Here is a 14647-nt window from a genome sequence, read left to right as displayed (position 1 = left end):
GTAAGTAAGTAAATTAAAATACAACTTAAAGTTAAAAATTATTTTTTCTAATTGTCAAGAATTTTGAAATCCATTCATTATCTAAGCCAAGAAGCTCATCTTTTGTTCCTTGACCAATAATTTGACCATCCTTTAGTATAGCAACTTTGCTAGAGAAACGAAATGCAAAATCTAAATTAGAAGTGACACTTATTATTGTAGTACCTGTATTTTTTGCAATTGAATGAATCATATCAATTATAACAGTTGTTGTAACTGGATCGAGTCCTGCAGTGGGTTCGTCGAGTAAAACAAGTTCAGGGTCTGTCACTAAAGCACGAATGACCCCAACTCTTCTTTTCATTCCTCCTGATAATTCTCCAGGAGATTTATTTGCAGATTTAAGAAGAGAAACTTGATCTAAATATGCTATAACTCGTTCTTCTTGTTCCTTTTTATTAAAATTTGTCATATTTTCTAAAGCAAAAAGTATATTTTCTCTTACTGTCATGAAATCAAACAATGCTCCTTGCTGAAATGCTGTACCTATTTTTTTAAAGAGCGTTGTTTTTTCATTATAATTTAAAAAATTAATATTTTTTCTAAAAATAGACACATTTCCTAATTGCGGTTTTACAATTCCTAATATAACTTTAATTATAGTTGTTTTTCCCGAACCTCCAGGTCCGAGAATCGCTAACGTTTCTCCCTTATTAAGGTTTAAATTAAAGTTTTGAAGGACGGGTTGATTTTTTACAAATTCAACTTTTATGTTTTGAAGAGAAATGATATTTGAGCTTTCCATATTGCCTCCTTAGGGCATCATGGCAAATATTATGTTAAGAGTTAAAATATTGCAATTAATTGTTTAAGTTTAAGTATTTCTTAAATATTAAGGTTTAGCAATTTTTTAAAAACTATTGTTTTCATTATTAAACAGATTTGAGTGTAAAATGAGAAGTATTTTTTGTAGTTATTTTAATTATTATATTAAGATTATTTTAATGTTTTTATCTATGATTATTTTTGATTATGCGTCTGCAATAGATGGAGAAGTTAGTCATAAATTAAGCAAAGTTGAAAAAATGTTACTTAATATCAAAACACCTGATCAAGCTTGTAAAATATTAAATAAAAAAATTGTTTCATATATTGATGCAATTTTTTTTGTTAAAAACTGTAAACTAATGAAAATTACAGATCCAGAAGTTTCAAATAAGTTAGTCCAAATTCATAAAAAAGAGGTTATTAATTTGCCTCCTGATTTGTATGCTAAAATGCAGTTATCCAAAGATTATACTTATTTTGATTATGATAAAGATTTTAATGACGATTCTGAATTTGATTTAGCAAGTCTTTGTGAAAAATATAATAACAATATTGTAACCTCAAATAATTTTAATTATTATTATATCCAAAATTGCAAAAAAAGAATTTTTAATAATGAAAAGGATTTATTTTATTTTTCAAAAAAAAGTAACCCCATTTTTTCTTTAAACCCAAGAGCACTATCAATTTTTCCAAATGGTAAGCCAATTATTGTTGAGAAAAAGAATGATGAAAGTATTTTTGTAGTCTCTGAATCTGAAATTAAAAAAAATCTTCCTCCTAAAAAAGTATTATGTAAAAATTTAGAAAATAAAATTGTATCATTTCATGATAGTATTTTTTTTCTTTCTAAGTGTCAGTTATATGTAATTAAAGATTTTAATCTTGAAATACAAAAGAAAGCAGATAATTATGGTGGCATTAAGGAGTTATCCGTTCAGCAAGCAATTGGAATTCCTCAAGTCGGTTTTATTAGCAGCAATGATGTAATAAAAAAAATGAGATAAATTACTCATAAAGCATTTTAATTGTTATACCGCTTATTATGTTCTTTTTGGGCCAAGTTTTTAAACGTTGCATTCCTGGCTTAAACCAATCATTACCGTATCCCACAGCAATAATTTGCGTTTGGTCTAATTCAAAAGTGTTTGCTAGAAATTTTAATACAGCTTGTGCTCTCATTAAACTTTCAATTCTTAAATCTTCTCGATTGCCTGATGTTAGCACATATCCTTCAATTATTAATCTACCTCTTTTGTTTTTAAATATTTCAAATATTTCTTTTAAAAGTTCTTCACCTTGTTTTGATATTTCGTAAGAAAATTGATTTAATTCAGAGCTAATAAAAATTTCTTCAGATGCGAGTTCTATTTTAGGGCTAATTGCGATTTTTTTATTTATTACTTTTTGTAATGGAAACACGATGTCACCAACCATTGGCCTCCAATATAAATTTTTTGTTTCTACAAGGTGATTAAATGTTTTATCTGATTCTATGGATTTGGTATCAATTCCATAAATTCTTGCTTCTACATTGTTGCCATTTAAATTTTCTACATTTCCTTTACCAAGAAAAACCCATTTACCAGGAGGTAAACACCTCATGATTTGTACTTCTCCACCTAGTGTTGGTTTTAAATAATGTGCTAATTCTGTTTCTATTTGATAATTCCATCCCACTTTGTATTCATTTGGATTATCTGTTCGTTGCGAATAATTTATTTTTATTGTTTTGACTTCATCAGCGCCTCTTGAGTAGCAATTTTCTTCAGAATAAGTTTTATGAGAGAAGTTATTAATATATAATTTTGGTATATTTAAATACACAACAGAATTTGCTGCAGTATATGCAAAGCATTGAATATATAATGAAAAACTTAAAATTATTATTATGAATTTTGCACATTTGTAAATCATTGTATTAGCAGTTTCTCCAATTTATACTTGATTCTGTCTTCTCTTTTCGGCAACCTGCAGAAGCTAGGCTAGACATCAATGCCTCTTGTCAATTTCTTGTATTTGTAGGAAAGATTTGTGGAATGAAGAAAGTTGGAACAATTATAGATAACCTTAGAAAAGGAGGTAAGGCTCCTGAGAGACATAGTAACCCTTATCTAAATGAAGTTTTAAATTTAGACGAATATTTGTATACTGCTCAAGAACTTAAAGAAAAATCTTCAATTTTTGCAAATAGCAGTCGTCCATTGGTTTTAGAAATTGGATGTTATATGGGAAAAAATGTGCTTGAGATTGCTCAGCAAAACCCTCATTTAAATATTTTAGGAATTGATATTACATATAAAAGAGTTGTAAAAGCAGCTAAAAAGCTTAAAAATTTTAATATACCAAACGCTAAGATTGCTATATGTGATGCAAGAATGTTATTTACCGAAATTATTCCAGATCAATCGTTGCATGGTGTTTGTATTTTCTTTCCAGACCCTTGGCCAAAAGATAAGCACGAAAAAAATAGATTGCTTTCTAGTCAATTTATTGAAAATCTTTTAAAAAAGCTCACTACTAATGGTTTTCTATGGTTTAAAACTGATCATAAATTATACTTTGAAGAGACAAATAAATTATTATTAAATTTGGGGTTTGAGCAAGAATTGAATAATACATTACAACCAAGTTTAATTTTAGGAGGCCCTTACGAAACTGCGTTTCAAAAAATATTTACTCAAAAAGGAGTGCCTTTTTTTCAAAGTATATATCTTAAAAGCAGGGTTTAATTGATATGAATAATGAGCGTATTGATAATTTGCTAAATTCTAAAATCGCACAAAAAGCAGCTTTAACGGCAGCAATTTGTGCAGCTATTTTAGCATTAGGAAAATTAACACTTTACTTTATTACAGGATCTTTAATTGTTGCATTATCAGCTTGGGATAGCACAATTGATATGATAGTCAGTCTTGTTAACAGAAAAATTGTTAAATTTTCAAGGCTAGATGCAGATAGCAATCACCCTTATGGACATGGACGAGCAGAAAGCATTGCAGCTTTAGGTCAAGGTTGTTTAATAATTGGTGGTGCAATTGGTATAATAGCTTCAAGTTTTAGTCAAATATACGATCATTACTCTGGACATAATATTTTAAAAAATCATACGGATTGGAGAATATTAGTATTCTTTTTATTTGCAGCACTTGTTAGTATTTTTGTAACAAAAATGTTAAAACGGAATGGAGATAAGCTAAATAGCCCCGCTTTACTTGCTGATTCTGAGCATTATAGAGTAGATTTTATTACAAATATATCTAGTGGGTTTGCTATTTTATTGGTATTAATAAGTGAAAATCCAGTTTTGGATCCTATTATTGCATTTTTATTTGCTTTATATATTATATATGGAGCATTTGGATTAATAAAAACAAGTATTAATGAACTGATGGATCATGATATATCCGAAGATATTAAAATTAAAGTATTAAAAAAAATTAAAGAAATTGATCCTAGAATTATTGACGTTCATAGGTTTAGAGGAAGAAAAATAGGTCATAAGTATTTTTTTGATTTTCATGTCACTTTACCTGTGTCTCTTTTGTTTTCTGAGGTTCATGAGGTTATAGAAAATATTGAAGAAATATTAACTCGTGAATTTGATAGTGACGTCATTGTTCACGCCGATCCAGATAGTGCTATATAAAATGAAATTAAATAATGAAATTACAAAATTAATTAATAAATATAATGTTGAAGTTTTTAGCATCTTTTCTTTTGAAAATGAGCATAATCATATTATTAAAAAAGACTTACCTGCTTTTGAAAAATGGCTTAATGACAACGCAAATGCTGAAATGGATTTTTTAAAAAATAATATTGAAGTTAGAAAAGATCCTAATTTAATTTTAAAAAATGTAAAAAATGCAATTATATTTTTGTTTCCTTATTCGGCTGGTCATCGAGTAAGAGGTAAAGGTAAAATAGATTCAGATAATTTAAAGTTTGTTTTTAACGAAAATTCTATTATTTCTAAAAAGTTAATTTCTCGTTATGTATTTGGTAAAGATTATCATAAGGTAATAAAAAAATATTTAAATAATATTTCAAATGATATAAATAATTATTTTAATGATAAGTATAGTTTTCGTGCTGTTGTTGATTCTGTACCATTTTTTGATAGAGCTTACGCAAGAGAATCTGGAATTGGATTTGTTGGTAAAAATACTATGTTAATTAGACCAGGAATGGGCAGCTTTTTTTTTGTTGCAACTCTTTTAACAACAGCTCCTATTGAACTGCTTAAATATAAATCAGAAGATTTAAGCAATAGAATTTTGTCTTTGGATTGTGGTGATTGTCAAAAATGCCTTGATTCATGCCCTACCCAAGCATTTAAAAAACCCTACTATTTAGATGCAAATCGATGCTTATCATACTTAACTATTGAGCATAGAAATCTTGTATCAGAAGAGTATATTCCCTTTTTCTCAAATACAATTTATGGCTGTGATATCTGCCAAGAGGTTTGTCCATATAATTTTGTAACCTCTGACTTTAAAATTTTAAATGAGTTTTCTAATTTTCATAAGCCTTTTTTAACAATTGATGTTAAAGATATTGCTTTAATGGATATGTCACAATACGAAAAGTGGTTTGGAGGAACAGCAGCGACAAGAGCTAAATATGAAGGTTTGGTTAGAAATGCCTTATATCATTTGCATGCTACTTCTAGTCCAGATATAAACGAAGTATTAAATAAGCTTGAGTTTTCTTCTTATGAGATTATTTCAAGAACTGTAAAACAAATTAGAGAATTAAAAGTTTCTAAGGATAAATGAAATGTTTCTCAAAAAAGTAATAATACATTTTCTTGTTATTATAATTTTAAGTATGTCTTGCCAGAGTTCAAATACATTGCCCTCAGGAATTCAAACTGGGTATGAAGCTATAAATCCAGCTTCAATAATTGCTGTACCTGTTTTTATTATACCTGATCCTTCAAAAAACTCTTCTATTGATCTTGCAATTTTAAATACTCATCAATTGGCTTCTAAAATAGAAAATAAAATTATTCTGTCATTCAAGGGACAGCCTAATATTAATGGACATTCTTTTAGTGCTGTTAGCAAATTTATTGGAAATAAATCACCCAATATTATAGATGATCTTAGTAATTCGATAAAACTAGTATCTGCTAGATTTTTCTCTGATGAAGCTAGTATTAGAACTAAAATTACATCCTCGTGTGTACTTAGAAAATCATTTTTAGAATTTTATAGTTACTGTTTAGCTCCAGAAAAACGTTGGCTTGATAACTTAAATCTTCTTTCTAGTCAAATTATTAATGCAGATTCTGCTTTGTTAGCCTTTATAAATAATATTCAAGCAGATGTCAAAGATGGATCTTACCAAATTACGGGAGACTTTTCTGTTTTATTGGTGGATACAAATAATGGGAAATTAGTTTGGGGAAATAATGTTTCATTAACCTTAACTAATCCTCAAGACAAAAAATCTTTTCCTGAGTGGGAAGATTTAATTGATAAAGTTTTTAATAATGAATTCTGGAAAAACTTTCCTGGACGTATTGAAAAATGAGGTAAAAAATGTCGTCAATTAAAAAAGAAATCGTTCGTAAAAAAGAATTTACAACAGCTTCTAATTATATAGTTGATGAATTATATTATCCTAATAATGCAAGAAATGAAATACAATTTTCGGAAAATATTGGTTTTCCTGGAGAATATCCCTTTACAAGAGGTATTCATGAAAAAATGTATAGAAGTCATTTTTGGACTATGCGGCAATATGCAGGTTTTGCAACTGCAGAAGAAAGTAATAAAAGATATAAATATTTATTGAACCAGGGTCAAACTGGTTTGAGTGTCGCTTTTGATTTGCCTACCCAAATTGGATACGACTCAGATAGTCCACAAGCAGCTGGAGAGGTAGGAAAAGTAGGAGTTGCAATAGACACTCTTGCAGATATGGAAGTTCTTTTAGATGGTATACCTCTTGATAAAATTTCCACATCAATGACCATCAATGCTTCTGCGGCGGTGTTGTTGGCTTTTTATATTGCAGCTGCCGAAAAAAGAGGTATCTCTGCAAAAAGCCTAAGGGGTACAATTCAAAATGATATCTTAAAAGAGTACATCGCTCGTGGGACTTATATTTTTCCGCCTGTTCATTCTATGAGAATTATAACCGATATCTTTTCTTTTTGTAAGGAACATGTTCCGCAATGGAATACCATTTCTATTAGTGGATATCATATACGTGAAGCAGGAAGTACTGCTTCTGAAGAAGTAGGTTTTACGTTAGCCAATGGAATTGCCTATGTGGACGCGGCAATGAAATCTGGGTTAAATATTGATGAGTTTGCTCCTAGATTATCATTTTTTTTTAATAGTTTCACAGACCTGTTAGAAGAAGTGAGTAAGTTTAGAGCTGCAAGGCGTGCATGGGCCAAAATAATGAAAAACCGTTTTGGCGCGAAAGATCCAAAAAGTTTGATGTTACGATTTCATACTCAGACTGCTGGTTCAACGTTAACAGCGCAACAGCCTGATAACAACATTGTAAGAGTAACTATTCAAGCTCTTGCTGCTGTGCTTGGGGGGACGCAAAGTTTACATACTAATAGTAGGGATGAGGCTCTTGCACTCCCTACAGAAGAATCAGCTAGAGTTGCTCTGCGAACTCAGCAAATTATTGCTTATGAAAGCGGAGTTGCAGAAACAGTCAATCCTTTGGCTGGAAGTTATTATATAGAAGAAACGACCAATCGAATTGAAAAAGAAATTTTTGAGATTATAAATAAAATTGATTCTATTGGAGGAATGATTAAGGCAATTGAAGTGGGATATGTTCAGGCTGTTATTCAAAAATCCGCATATTCTTACCAACAAGATATTGAAGCCAAAAAAAGAGTGATTGTTGGGGTTAATCAGTTTGAGATAGAAGAGCCAGAATTATCTGGTCTTTTAAAGATTGAAAATTCTGTGGAAGTTAATCAAGTAAATTTTGTAAAAAAAATTAAGCAGACTAGAGATAATCTGGTTGTTAAAGAAGTTCTTGAAGATTTAAAAAAAATTGCAGAAACTAAAGAAAATATAATGCCTCAAATAATTAAGGCAGTTAAGGTTTATGCAAGTGTAGGCGAAATTTGTAATGTTTTAAGAGAAGTATTTGGGGAATATAAGGAAAATATTATACTATGAGTTCAAATTGTAAGGAGTTAAAAGAAGCGCGTAAAATGTTTCCGGTTATTAGTGTGAATTATGCAAATCGTGCTCCAATAAATAGACCAACTTGGGATCAGTATTTTTTAGAGATTGCAGCAGCGGTCGCAAAGAGAAGTCATGATGGTGAAACTCAAGTTGGAGTTGTGATCGCAGATGAAAATAAAAGAATTATGGCGACAGGTTATAATGGGTTTCCACCAGGTAGCGACGATCTCAGTTTGCCTAACTTGCGTCCAGATAAGTATCCTTTTATGGTACACGCTGAAGTCAATGCGATTGCTGCATCTCGTCAAGATTTAAGGGGAAGTACACTTTATTGTACATTTAGCCCTTGTCGTGATTGTGCAAAAGCTATTATTACTGCTGGGATTAAAAATGTAGTATTTAAGAATTCTTATAACAATGATGATTATTTGTTTGTCATGAATTTCTTGAATTCTTGTGGGGTTGCAACTAAGCATGTGCCGGATTAGCCGATGCGACCGAATGAAATGGGTATAGTTTTACTAGTATAAAATTATAAGCTTGCCTTATTTTGTTTGGCAGATCCCTTGTTTCTCTTTTCTTTTCACAAAAAATTTAATGTTTAAAAGCTCTAAAAAAAGTTCCTTGACACATTCTTTATGCTGGTTACTTTCAACATAAGGATTTAGGTACGTTTTTATTTTGCCTATTTCAGTTTTTTACATGTGTGTGAATTCCACTCTTTAGGAGGTTTATATGAAAATTCGTCCACTTTCCGATCGTATTTTAGTAAAACGTGTTGCAGAAGAAACTAAAACAGCTGGGGGTATCTTAATACCAGATAATGCCAAAGAAAAACCTGCGGAAGCAATGGTTGTGGCAGTTGGTAACGGCAAGGTGTTAGCGGATGGAAAAGTTCGCGCAATTGATGTTAAAGTTGGTGATCGCATTTTATTCAGTAAATACAGCGGGACTGAAGTTAAAATTGATGGCGAAGAGCATCTTATCCTGCGTGAAGAAGAAATTCTTGGTGTAATTGGTTGATATAAATTTTAAAAAGTAAGTTAAAATTTATTATATTTAGGAGAAATACATGTCAGTTAAAATGATTAATTTTGGCGAAGATGCTCGTAAAAAAATATTAGAGGGCGTAAATACTCTTGCTGATGCTGTTAAAGTAACTATGGGACCAAAAGGTCGCAATGTTGCGATTGATAAGTCTTTTGGTGCGCCAACAGTTACTAAAGATGGTGTTACTGTTGCAAAAGAAATTGAGCTTGAAGATAAATTTGAAAATTTGGGCGCTCAAATGGTAAAAGAAGTTGCTTCTAAAACTTCTGATGTTGCAGGTGATGGCACAACGACAGCCACTGTTCTTGCTCAAGCAATTTATCGCGAAGGCGTTAAACTTGTTGCAGCGGGCCACAATCCTATGGATTTAAAGCGTGGTATTGATAAAGCTGTAAATGAAATTATTTCTGAACTTAAAAAAATTAGTAAACCAATTTCTAGTCACGAAGAGATTAAAAATGTTGCAGCAATTTCTGCAAATTCTGACTATGAAATCGGTGATTTTATTGCAGATGCAATGAAGGAAGTTGGTAAACAAGGCGTTATTCAAATTGAAGAAGCTAAAGGAATGAAAACAACTTTAGACGTTGTTAAAGGGATGCAATTTGATCGCGGGTATCTTTCAAATTACTTTGTGAATGAACCTGAAAAAATGGAAGTTAATTACGAAGATGCATATGTTCTTATTTTTGATAAGAAATTATCTTCTTTGAAAGATCTTGTGCCAATTCTAGAAAAAGTTGTTCGCACTGGAAAGCCTCTATTGATTATAGCAGAAGATGTTGAAGGCGAGGCGCTTGCAGCACTTGTTCTCAATCGTTTGCGTGCTAATTTAAAGATTGTTGCTGTTAAAGCACCTGGTTTTGGTGATCGCCGTAGAGATATGCTTGAAGATATTGCTATTTTAACTGGTGCTACAGTTATTTCTGAAGAGCAAGGAATGAAACTTGACTCGGCAACTATTGAACAATTGGGACTTGCGAAAAGAATTCGCTGTGACAAAGATAATACAACAATTATTGATGGACACGGTGAAGGCAAAAAGATCGAAGCTCGTATTAAGCAAATTAATAAGCAAATTGAAGATACAACTTCAGAATACGATCGTGAAAAACTTCAAGAGCGTCTTGCTAAATTATCTGGTGGTGTTGCTGTAATTCGTGTTGGTGCTGCAACAGAATCTGAAATGAAAGAAAAGAAAGCTCGTGTTGATGATGCTCTTCATGCGACCCGTGCTGCTGTGGAAGAAGGCATTGTTCCTGGCGGTGGCGTTGCTCTTATTCGTTCTAAAAAAGTACTCAGCACTCTCCGTGAAAAAGTCTCTTCTGAAGAACGCTTTGGAATAGATATTATTGCGCGTGCAGCAGAAGAACCCCTTCGCCAAATTGTTGCAAACGGCGGGCATGAACCTTCTGTAATTTTAAATAAAGTTGTAGAAAGCAACAAGGCTAGTGAAGGTTTTGATGCTAAAAAAGAATGCTTTGTTGATATGTTTGCAGAAGGGATTCTTGATCCAACTAAAGTAACTCGTTCTGCATTGCAAAATGCTGCATCTGTTGCATCATTATTACTAACTACTGAGTGCATGATTGCTGAGCGTCCAAAAGAAGAAAAAGCGGCTCCTTCAATGGGCGGCGGATATCCTGGAATGATGTAATTTTTAGCCAAACATGGTAATTGTTCTTGAATTCCACTAAAAAAGTGCATTGTATAATTTTAATATTGCAATGCACTTTTTTATTTATATGATTCAAAAATTCCTCTTTATTTCTTTTTGTTGTATAATTAAAATAACTTAATTTAAAAATATTATTTTTGGCTAAATTTATAATAATTAAAAATATAAATTTGATATAAAATAAGGGTTTGGTATGAGTAAAATTTTTTATAAAAATAAAAGAGTTTATTTTGACTGTAATGCAACAACTCCGGTATTAAAAGAAGCACTAGATGCTGCAATTTATACTATGAAAAATTCATTTGGGAATCCTAGTAGCATTCATATTGATGGAATTGAAGCTAAACTTATTATAGAAAAATCAAGAGAAAAATTTAGTTTATTTATAAATTCAAGTAACTCAGAAATTTATTTTACAAGTGGTGCAACAGAGGGAATACAAATTTCTGTGATATCTGTATTAAGACAATATATAAGTTTAAAAAGACAAAATAAAAATATTATTAATAAAAAAATATTAATCTCAGCTACCGAACATAAAGCTGTTTTTCATGCAGTTGACTATTGGATTGAAGTGCTAGAACTTGACTTAGAGATTATTATTATAGGTGTTGATAAATTTGGTCATCTAAATATTCATGAAATTGAGGAGCATGCAGGAGAAGCTTTTTTTCTGTGTACTATGGCAGTCAATAATGAAACAGGATTAATTACAAATTTAAAACAAATTGAAAAAATTATAAGATCACAAAAAAATTATGTTTATTGGTTAGTGGACTATGTGCAGGCATTAGGAAAATTAAATGTTAACGTAAAAAATCCTTTAATTGATTACGCATGTTTTAGTGGTCATAAAATTCATGCCCCAAAAGGAGTTGGCGTATTATATGTAAAAAATGATGCACCTTTATCTCCATTTATTTTAGGTGGAGGACAAGAAAGAGGAATTCGTGCTGGTACAGAGAATTTACCAGGTATTGCTGCAATAGGAACTGTTGTAAATTTACTCAATCAAAAAAAGAATGGAATTTTTTGCGAAACAATAAATTCAAAATCAGAACTCAATGAGTTTAGAAATATTTTAATTGAAGCTATTCACAAATCATTTTCAATGGTTATAATCAACACCGATCTCAATGCATCAGTTGCAACTACACTGAATTTTTCTGTATTCGGAATTACATCAAGCGAAATGATGAGTATCATGGACGCTGCAGGTATAAGCGTGAGTGGAGGTTCTGCCTGTAATTCAAGCTCTAAAAAATTTAGTCATGTTTTGAGCGCAATGAAGCTACCAGAATGGCAAAAGGCGAATGCGATTAGGTTATCTTTTAGTTTTACAACTACAAAAGATGAAATTTTAACTGGAGCAAAAAAAATTATTAAAATTGGTTCAGTGCTAAAAAAAACAAACTTAATTTCAACTAAAAATATTTATAACTATTTAATTCAAAATTTTTTTAAGCGTGAAAAATTATTTGAAATTATTAATTTTAAGTATGAAAACTCTTATACTTGGTTGTTGACGGATAATTTTTCTAATTCATGTATTATTATTAACCCAATTTCTGAATTGGCTCAAAAAATTTTAAATTATGTTCATTGTCAAAATATTAATATTATTGATATTTTAAATGTGAATTCAAAATCAGAAAGCGAGTTAGCAAAAGAATATTTTTTAAAAAGCATTAAAATTAGTAATAAAAATGATGATAATAATGGATTAGATCATAAAAGTATTTTTAATTTTTCTGGTTGGAAAATAGAACAAATAAAAAAGAAAAACCAAGATTTTGAAGAATACTGCTATATTATATATGATAATAATTTAAAAAATTATCCGATTATCGCTTTTGTTGATAGCTTATGCTCAGGGGACTATTTTAATAAATTCGAGCCTAATTTTTTAAAATATAATGATAAAAAATTACCTAGAAAAATTAATTTATTTGATAATAAAACAATAATCTGTTATTTTAAAGATTTTAATGAATCAATGATAACTACATGGGGTGCAGAAGAAAAAAGTGATAGTTTTGTAAAAAATGATCAATATTTAATTAGTTATGAAGACTTAAAAAATGATCATTATTTGATTTTTGATGTTAGAGATTCATATGAAGCAATGCTTTCTAAGTATTTTAACTGTTTGTGTTTTGAAAATAATTATAGTAATATTCCTTTAAGCTATTTTGTCAATTTAGTATTTGATTTGATTTATAATGGAAAAATAATATCTACAAAAAAAATTGTATTTTTGTGTTCTACAGGTAAAAGATCATTATTTGCAGCAAAAATTTTAAGAAAAATAGGTTTTAAAAATGTATGGAGCGTGGCAGGGGGACTCGCTTTATTAAAATTAAATAATAATAAATTTAAATTTATAGATTAAAATATTAAACTGAGGTATAATATGAATATTAAAAATGAATTTTTAATTAATCCTGGAAAAATAGGATTAAATGAACTCAGAGATATTTTTTTTGAAAAATATAACTTTTTTAAATTGCCTAAATATAGTATTGAAATTATGAGTAATTCTGTAAAATCAGTCGATAAATTAATTTGTAATAAAGATCTTAAAACTGTTTATGGCGTTAATACAGGATTTGGAAAACTTGCGAATACTAAAATAGAACTAGAAGATCTCTCAAGTTTACAGCGTAACTTAATATTATCTCATAGTGCTGGGGTTGGTGAATTTCTTGATAATAAAACAGTGACTTTAATTTCTATTCTAAAAATTTCAAGTTTAGCGAGAGGTTATTCTGGTGTCCGTTATGAGTTACTAGAAGCTTTACTAAAACTTATTAATAATCAATATTTTCCTTGTATTCCAATAAAAGGATCAGTCGGAGCATCAGGAGATCTTGCGCCACTTGCTCATTTAGTTTGCCCTCTAATTGGTGAAGGTATGGTTCAAAATAATGGTAAAAAGATACCAGCGCTTCAAGCATTACAAGAATGTAATATTAAAAAATTTGAACTATTACCTCTTGAAGGTTTATCATTATTAAATGGAACTCAAGTTTCTACAGCCTTGGCTTTAGTAGGATTATTTAAAATTCAAGACGTCTTTAGTTCAGCAATAATTTCTGGCGCTATGACTTTAACAGCATTAAATGGAAGAGCTGATGCTTTTGATTCGAGAATACACGAATTAAGAGGGCATAAAGGCCAAATGTGGGTAGCACAAAAAATGCGGGAATTAGTAAATCAAAATGAGAGTATTGAAAATAAAAAAGAAATGAGAGTACAAGATCCCTATTCGTTGCGTTGTCAACCGCAAGTTTTGGGAGCATGTCTTGATAATATAAACTTTGTCTCTAACACTCTTGGAATCGAAGCAAATGCGGTGACAAATAATCCAATTTCCTTATTTGAAACAGACGAATTTATTTCTGGCGGTAATTTTCATGCAGAGCCTGTTGCATTTGCGTCTGATATTTTAGCATTCGTTTGTACAGAAATATCATCTATTTCTGAAAGAAGGATTGCATTAATGCTAGATTCAAACTTTACTGGACTGCCTGATTTTCTTGTGTATAATAGCGGTTTAAATTCAGGTTTTATGATTGCGCACGTTACCGCTGCATCCTTGGTGAGTGAAAATAAATCGAGATCTTTTCCTTGTTCAGTAGATAGTATTCCAACCTCTGCAAATCAAGAAGATCATGTAAGCATGGCTACTCATGCTGCATATAGATTAAATGAATTAGCAGACAATTCAGGTTATGTGATAGCAATTGAATTATTAGCTGCTTGTCAAGCATATGATTTAAATAAAAATAAAAAATTTCCTGAAAAACTTAAAAATATTTATACAGAAATAAGAAGCTTTGTGCCATTTTATGAAAAAGATAGATATTTTTCGTCAGATATAGAGATTATTAAAAAAAATTTTTTGCACAATAAGTTTAACTTTTTTAATTAA

General features: G+C 30.3%; 13 protein-coding genes. 11 read left to right on the top strand and 2 right to left on the bottom strand.

The window, feature by feature from the left end; translation table 11 throughout:
• Positions 1 to 31: 31 nt before the first annotated feature.
• Positions 32 to 784 carry an ABC transporter ATP-binding protein gene (locus tag Spiro2_RS12080; protein ID WP_338636098.1) on the bottom strand — a complete coding sequence of 251 codons (753 nt, stop codon included), beginning with the start codon at positions 782 to 784 and terminating at the stop codon, positions 32 to 34.
• 148 nt (positions 785 to 932) lie between these two features.
• Here Spiro2_RS12080 and Spiro2_RS12075 point away from each other — a divergent pair, with 148 nt between their 5' ends.
• Positions 933 to 1814, top strand: coding sequence for a hypothetical protein (locus tag Spiro2_RS12075; protein WP_338636096.1), 882 nt, complete (start codon positions 933 to 935; stop codon positions 1812 to 1814).
• 1 nt (position 1815) lies between these two features.
• Here Spiro2_RS12075 and Spiro2_RS12070 read toward each other — a convergent pair whose 3' ends face one another.
• The gene (locus tag Spiro2_RS12070) at positions 1816 to 2724 is read right to left on the bottom strand and encodes an OmpA family protein (protein ID WP_338636094.1); all 909 of its coding nucleotides are present in this window, start codon (positions 2722 to 2724) and stop codon (positions 1816 to 1818) included.
• 122 nt (positions 2725 to 2846) lie between these two features.
• On the opposite strand from Spiro2_RS12070, the gene trmB reads away from it, so the two are divergent.
• The 10 genes from trmB to hutH all read left to right on the top strand — a co-directional run bounded on the left by trmB (position 2847) and on the right by hutH (position 14647).
• Positions 2847 to 3539: a tRNA (guanosine(46)-N7)-methyltransferase TrmB gene (gene trmB / locus Spiro2_RS12065; protein ID WP_338636093.1), complete on the top strand. Its 693-nt coding sequence runs from the start codon at positions 2847 to 2849 to the stop codon at positions 3537 to 3539.
• 5 nt (positions 3540 to 3544) lie between these two features.
• Positions 3545 to 4456, top strand: a complete 912-nt coding sequence (locus Spiro2_RS12060) for a cation diffusion facilitator family transporter (RefSeq protein WP_338636091.1) — start codon at positions 3545 to 3547, stop codon at positions 4454 to 4456.
• Position 4457: 1 nt separating this feature from the next.
• Positions 4458 to 5591 (top strand): tRNA epoxyqueuosine(34) reductase QueG, encoded by a 1134-nt coding sequence (queG, locus tag Spiro2_RS12055; protein WP_338636089.1) that lies wholly within the window; start codon positions 4458 to 4460, stop codon positions 5589 to 5591.
• Between the two features lies 1 nt (position 5592).
• On the top strand, positions 5593 to 6351 hold the full coding sequence (locus tag Spiro2_RS12050; protein ID WP_338636088.1) for a hypothetical protein: 759 nt from the start codon (positions 5593 to 5595) through the stop codon (positions 6349 to 6351).
• A gap of 8 nt (positions 6352 to 6359) precedes the next feature.
• Positions 6360 to 7976 (top strand): methylmalonyl-CoA mutase family protein, encoded by a 1617-nt coding sequence (locus Spiro2_RS12045; protein WP_338636087.1) that lies wholly within the window; start codon positions 6360 to 6362, stop codon positions 7974 to 7976.
• Positions 7973 to 8473, top strand: coding sequence for a deoxycytidylate deaminase (locus Spiro2_RS12040; RefSeq protein ID WP_338636086.1), 501 nt, complete (start codon positions 7973 to 7975; stop codon positions 8471 to 8473). Before Spiro2_RS12045 ends, Spiro2_RS12040 begins: the two co-directional genes overlap by 4 nt.
• A 247-nt stretch (positions 8474 to 8720) precedes the next feature.
• Positions 8721 to 9008, top strand: coding sequence for a co-chaperone GroES (groES, locus tag Spiro2_RS12035; RefSeq protein WP_338636085.1), 288 nt, complete (start codon positions 8721 to 8723; stop codon positions 9006 to 9008).
• A gap of 49 nt (positions 9009 to 9057) precedes the next feature.
• Entirely contained in the window at positions 9058 to 10692 is a 1635-nt protein-coding gene (groL, locus tag Spiro2_RS12030; RefSeq protein WP_338636084.1) for a chaperonin GroEL, read from the top strand.
• 214 nt (positions 10693 to 10906) lie between these two features.
• Entirely contained in the window at positions 10907 to 13105 is a 2199-nt protein-coding gene (locus Spiro2_RS12025) for an aminotransferase class V-fold PLP-dependent enzyme (RefSeq protein WP_338636083.1), read from the top strand.
• 21 nt (positions 13106 to 13126) lie between these two features.
• Positions 13127 to 14647: a histidine ammonia-lyase gene (hutH, locus tag Spiro2_RS12020; RefSeq protein WP_338636082.1), complete on the top strand. Its 1521-nt coding sequence runs from the start codon at positions 13127 to 13129 to the stop codon at positions 14645 to 14647.

The organism is Spirobacillus cienkowskii (genome assembly GCF_037081835.1).
GTDB classification, from domain to species: domain Bacteria; phylum Bdellovibrionota_B; class Oligoflexia; order Silvanigrellales; family Silvanigrellaceae; genus Silvanigrella; species Silvanigrella cienkowskii.
Note: the sequence above shows the minus strand (reverse complement) of the source record. Positions and strands in the feature narration are given on the sequence as shown.

Bases quoted from the DNA above. Each gene is read 5' to 3' on its own strand.
- hutH (WP_338636082.1), top strand. From the start codon at position 13,127: ATGAATATTAAAAATGAATTTTTAATTAATCCTGGAAAAATAGGATTA.
- groES (WP_338636085.1), top strand. From the start codon at position 8,721: ATGAAAATTCGTCCACTTTCCGATCGTATTTTAGTAAAACGTGTTGCA.
- Spiro2_RS12060 (WP_338636091.1), top strand. From the start codon at position 3,545: ATGAATAATGAGCGTATTGATAATTTGCTAAATTCTAAAATCGCACAA.
- queG (WP_338636089.1), top strand. From the start codon at position 4,458: ATGAAATTAAATAATGAAATTACAAAATTAATTAATAAATATAATGTT.
- Spiro2_RS12025 (WP_338636083.1), top strand. From the start codon at position 10,907: ATGAGTAAAATTTTTTATAAAAATAAAAGAGTTTATTTTGACTGTAAT.
- groL (WP_338636084.1), top strand. From the start codon at position 9,058: ATGTCAGTTAAAATGATTAATTTTGGCGAAGATGCTCGTAAAAAAATA.
- Spiro2_RS12040 (WP_338636086.1), top strand. From the start codon at position 7,973: ATGAGTTCAAATTGTAAGGAGTTAAAAGAAGCGCGTAAAATGTTTCCG.
- Spiro2_RS12070 (WP_338636094.1), bottom strand. From the start codon at position 2,724: ATGATTTACAAATGTGCAAAATTCATAATAATAATTTTAAGTTTTTCA.
- trmB (WP_338636093.1), top strand. From the start codon at position 2,847: ATGAAGAAAGTTGGAACAATTATAGATAACCTTAGAAAAGGAGGTAAG.
- Spiro2_RS12050 (WP_338636088.1), top strand. From the start codon at position 5,593: ATGTTTCTCAAAAAAGTAATAATACATTTTCTTGTTATTATAATTTTA.
- Spiro2_RS12045 (WP_338636087.1), top strand. From the start codon at position 6,360: ATGTCGTCAATTAAAAAAGAAATCGTTCGTAAAAAAGAATTTACAACA.
- Spiro2_RS12080 (WP_338636098.1), bottom strand. From the start codon at position 784: ATGGAAAGCTCAAATATCATTTCTCTTCAAAACATAAAAGTTGAATTT.
- Spiro2_RS12075 (WP_338636096.1), top strand. From the start codon at position 933: ATGAGAAGTATTTTTTGTAGTTATTTTAATTATTATATTAAGATTATT.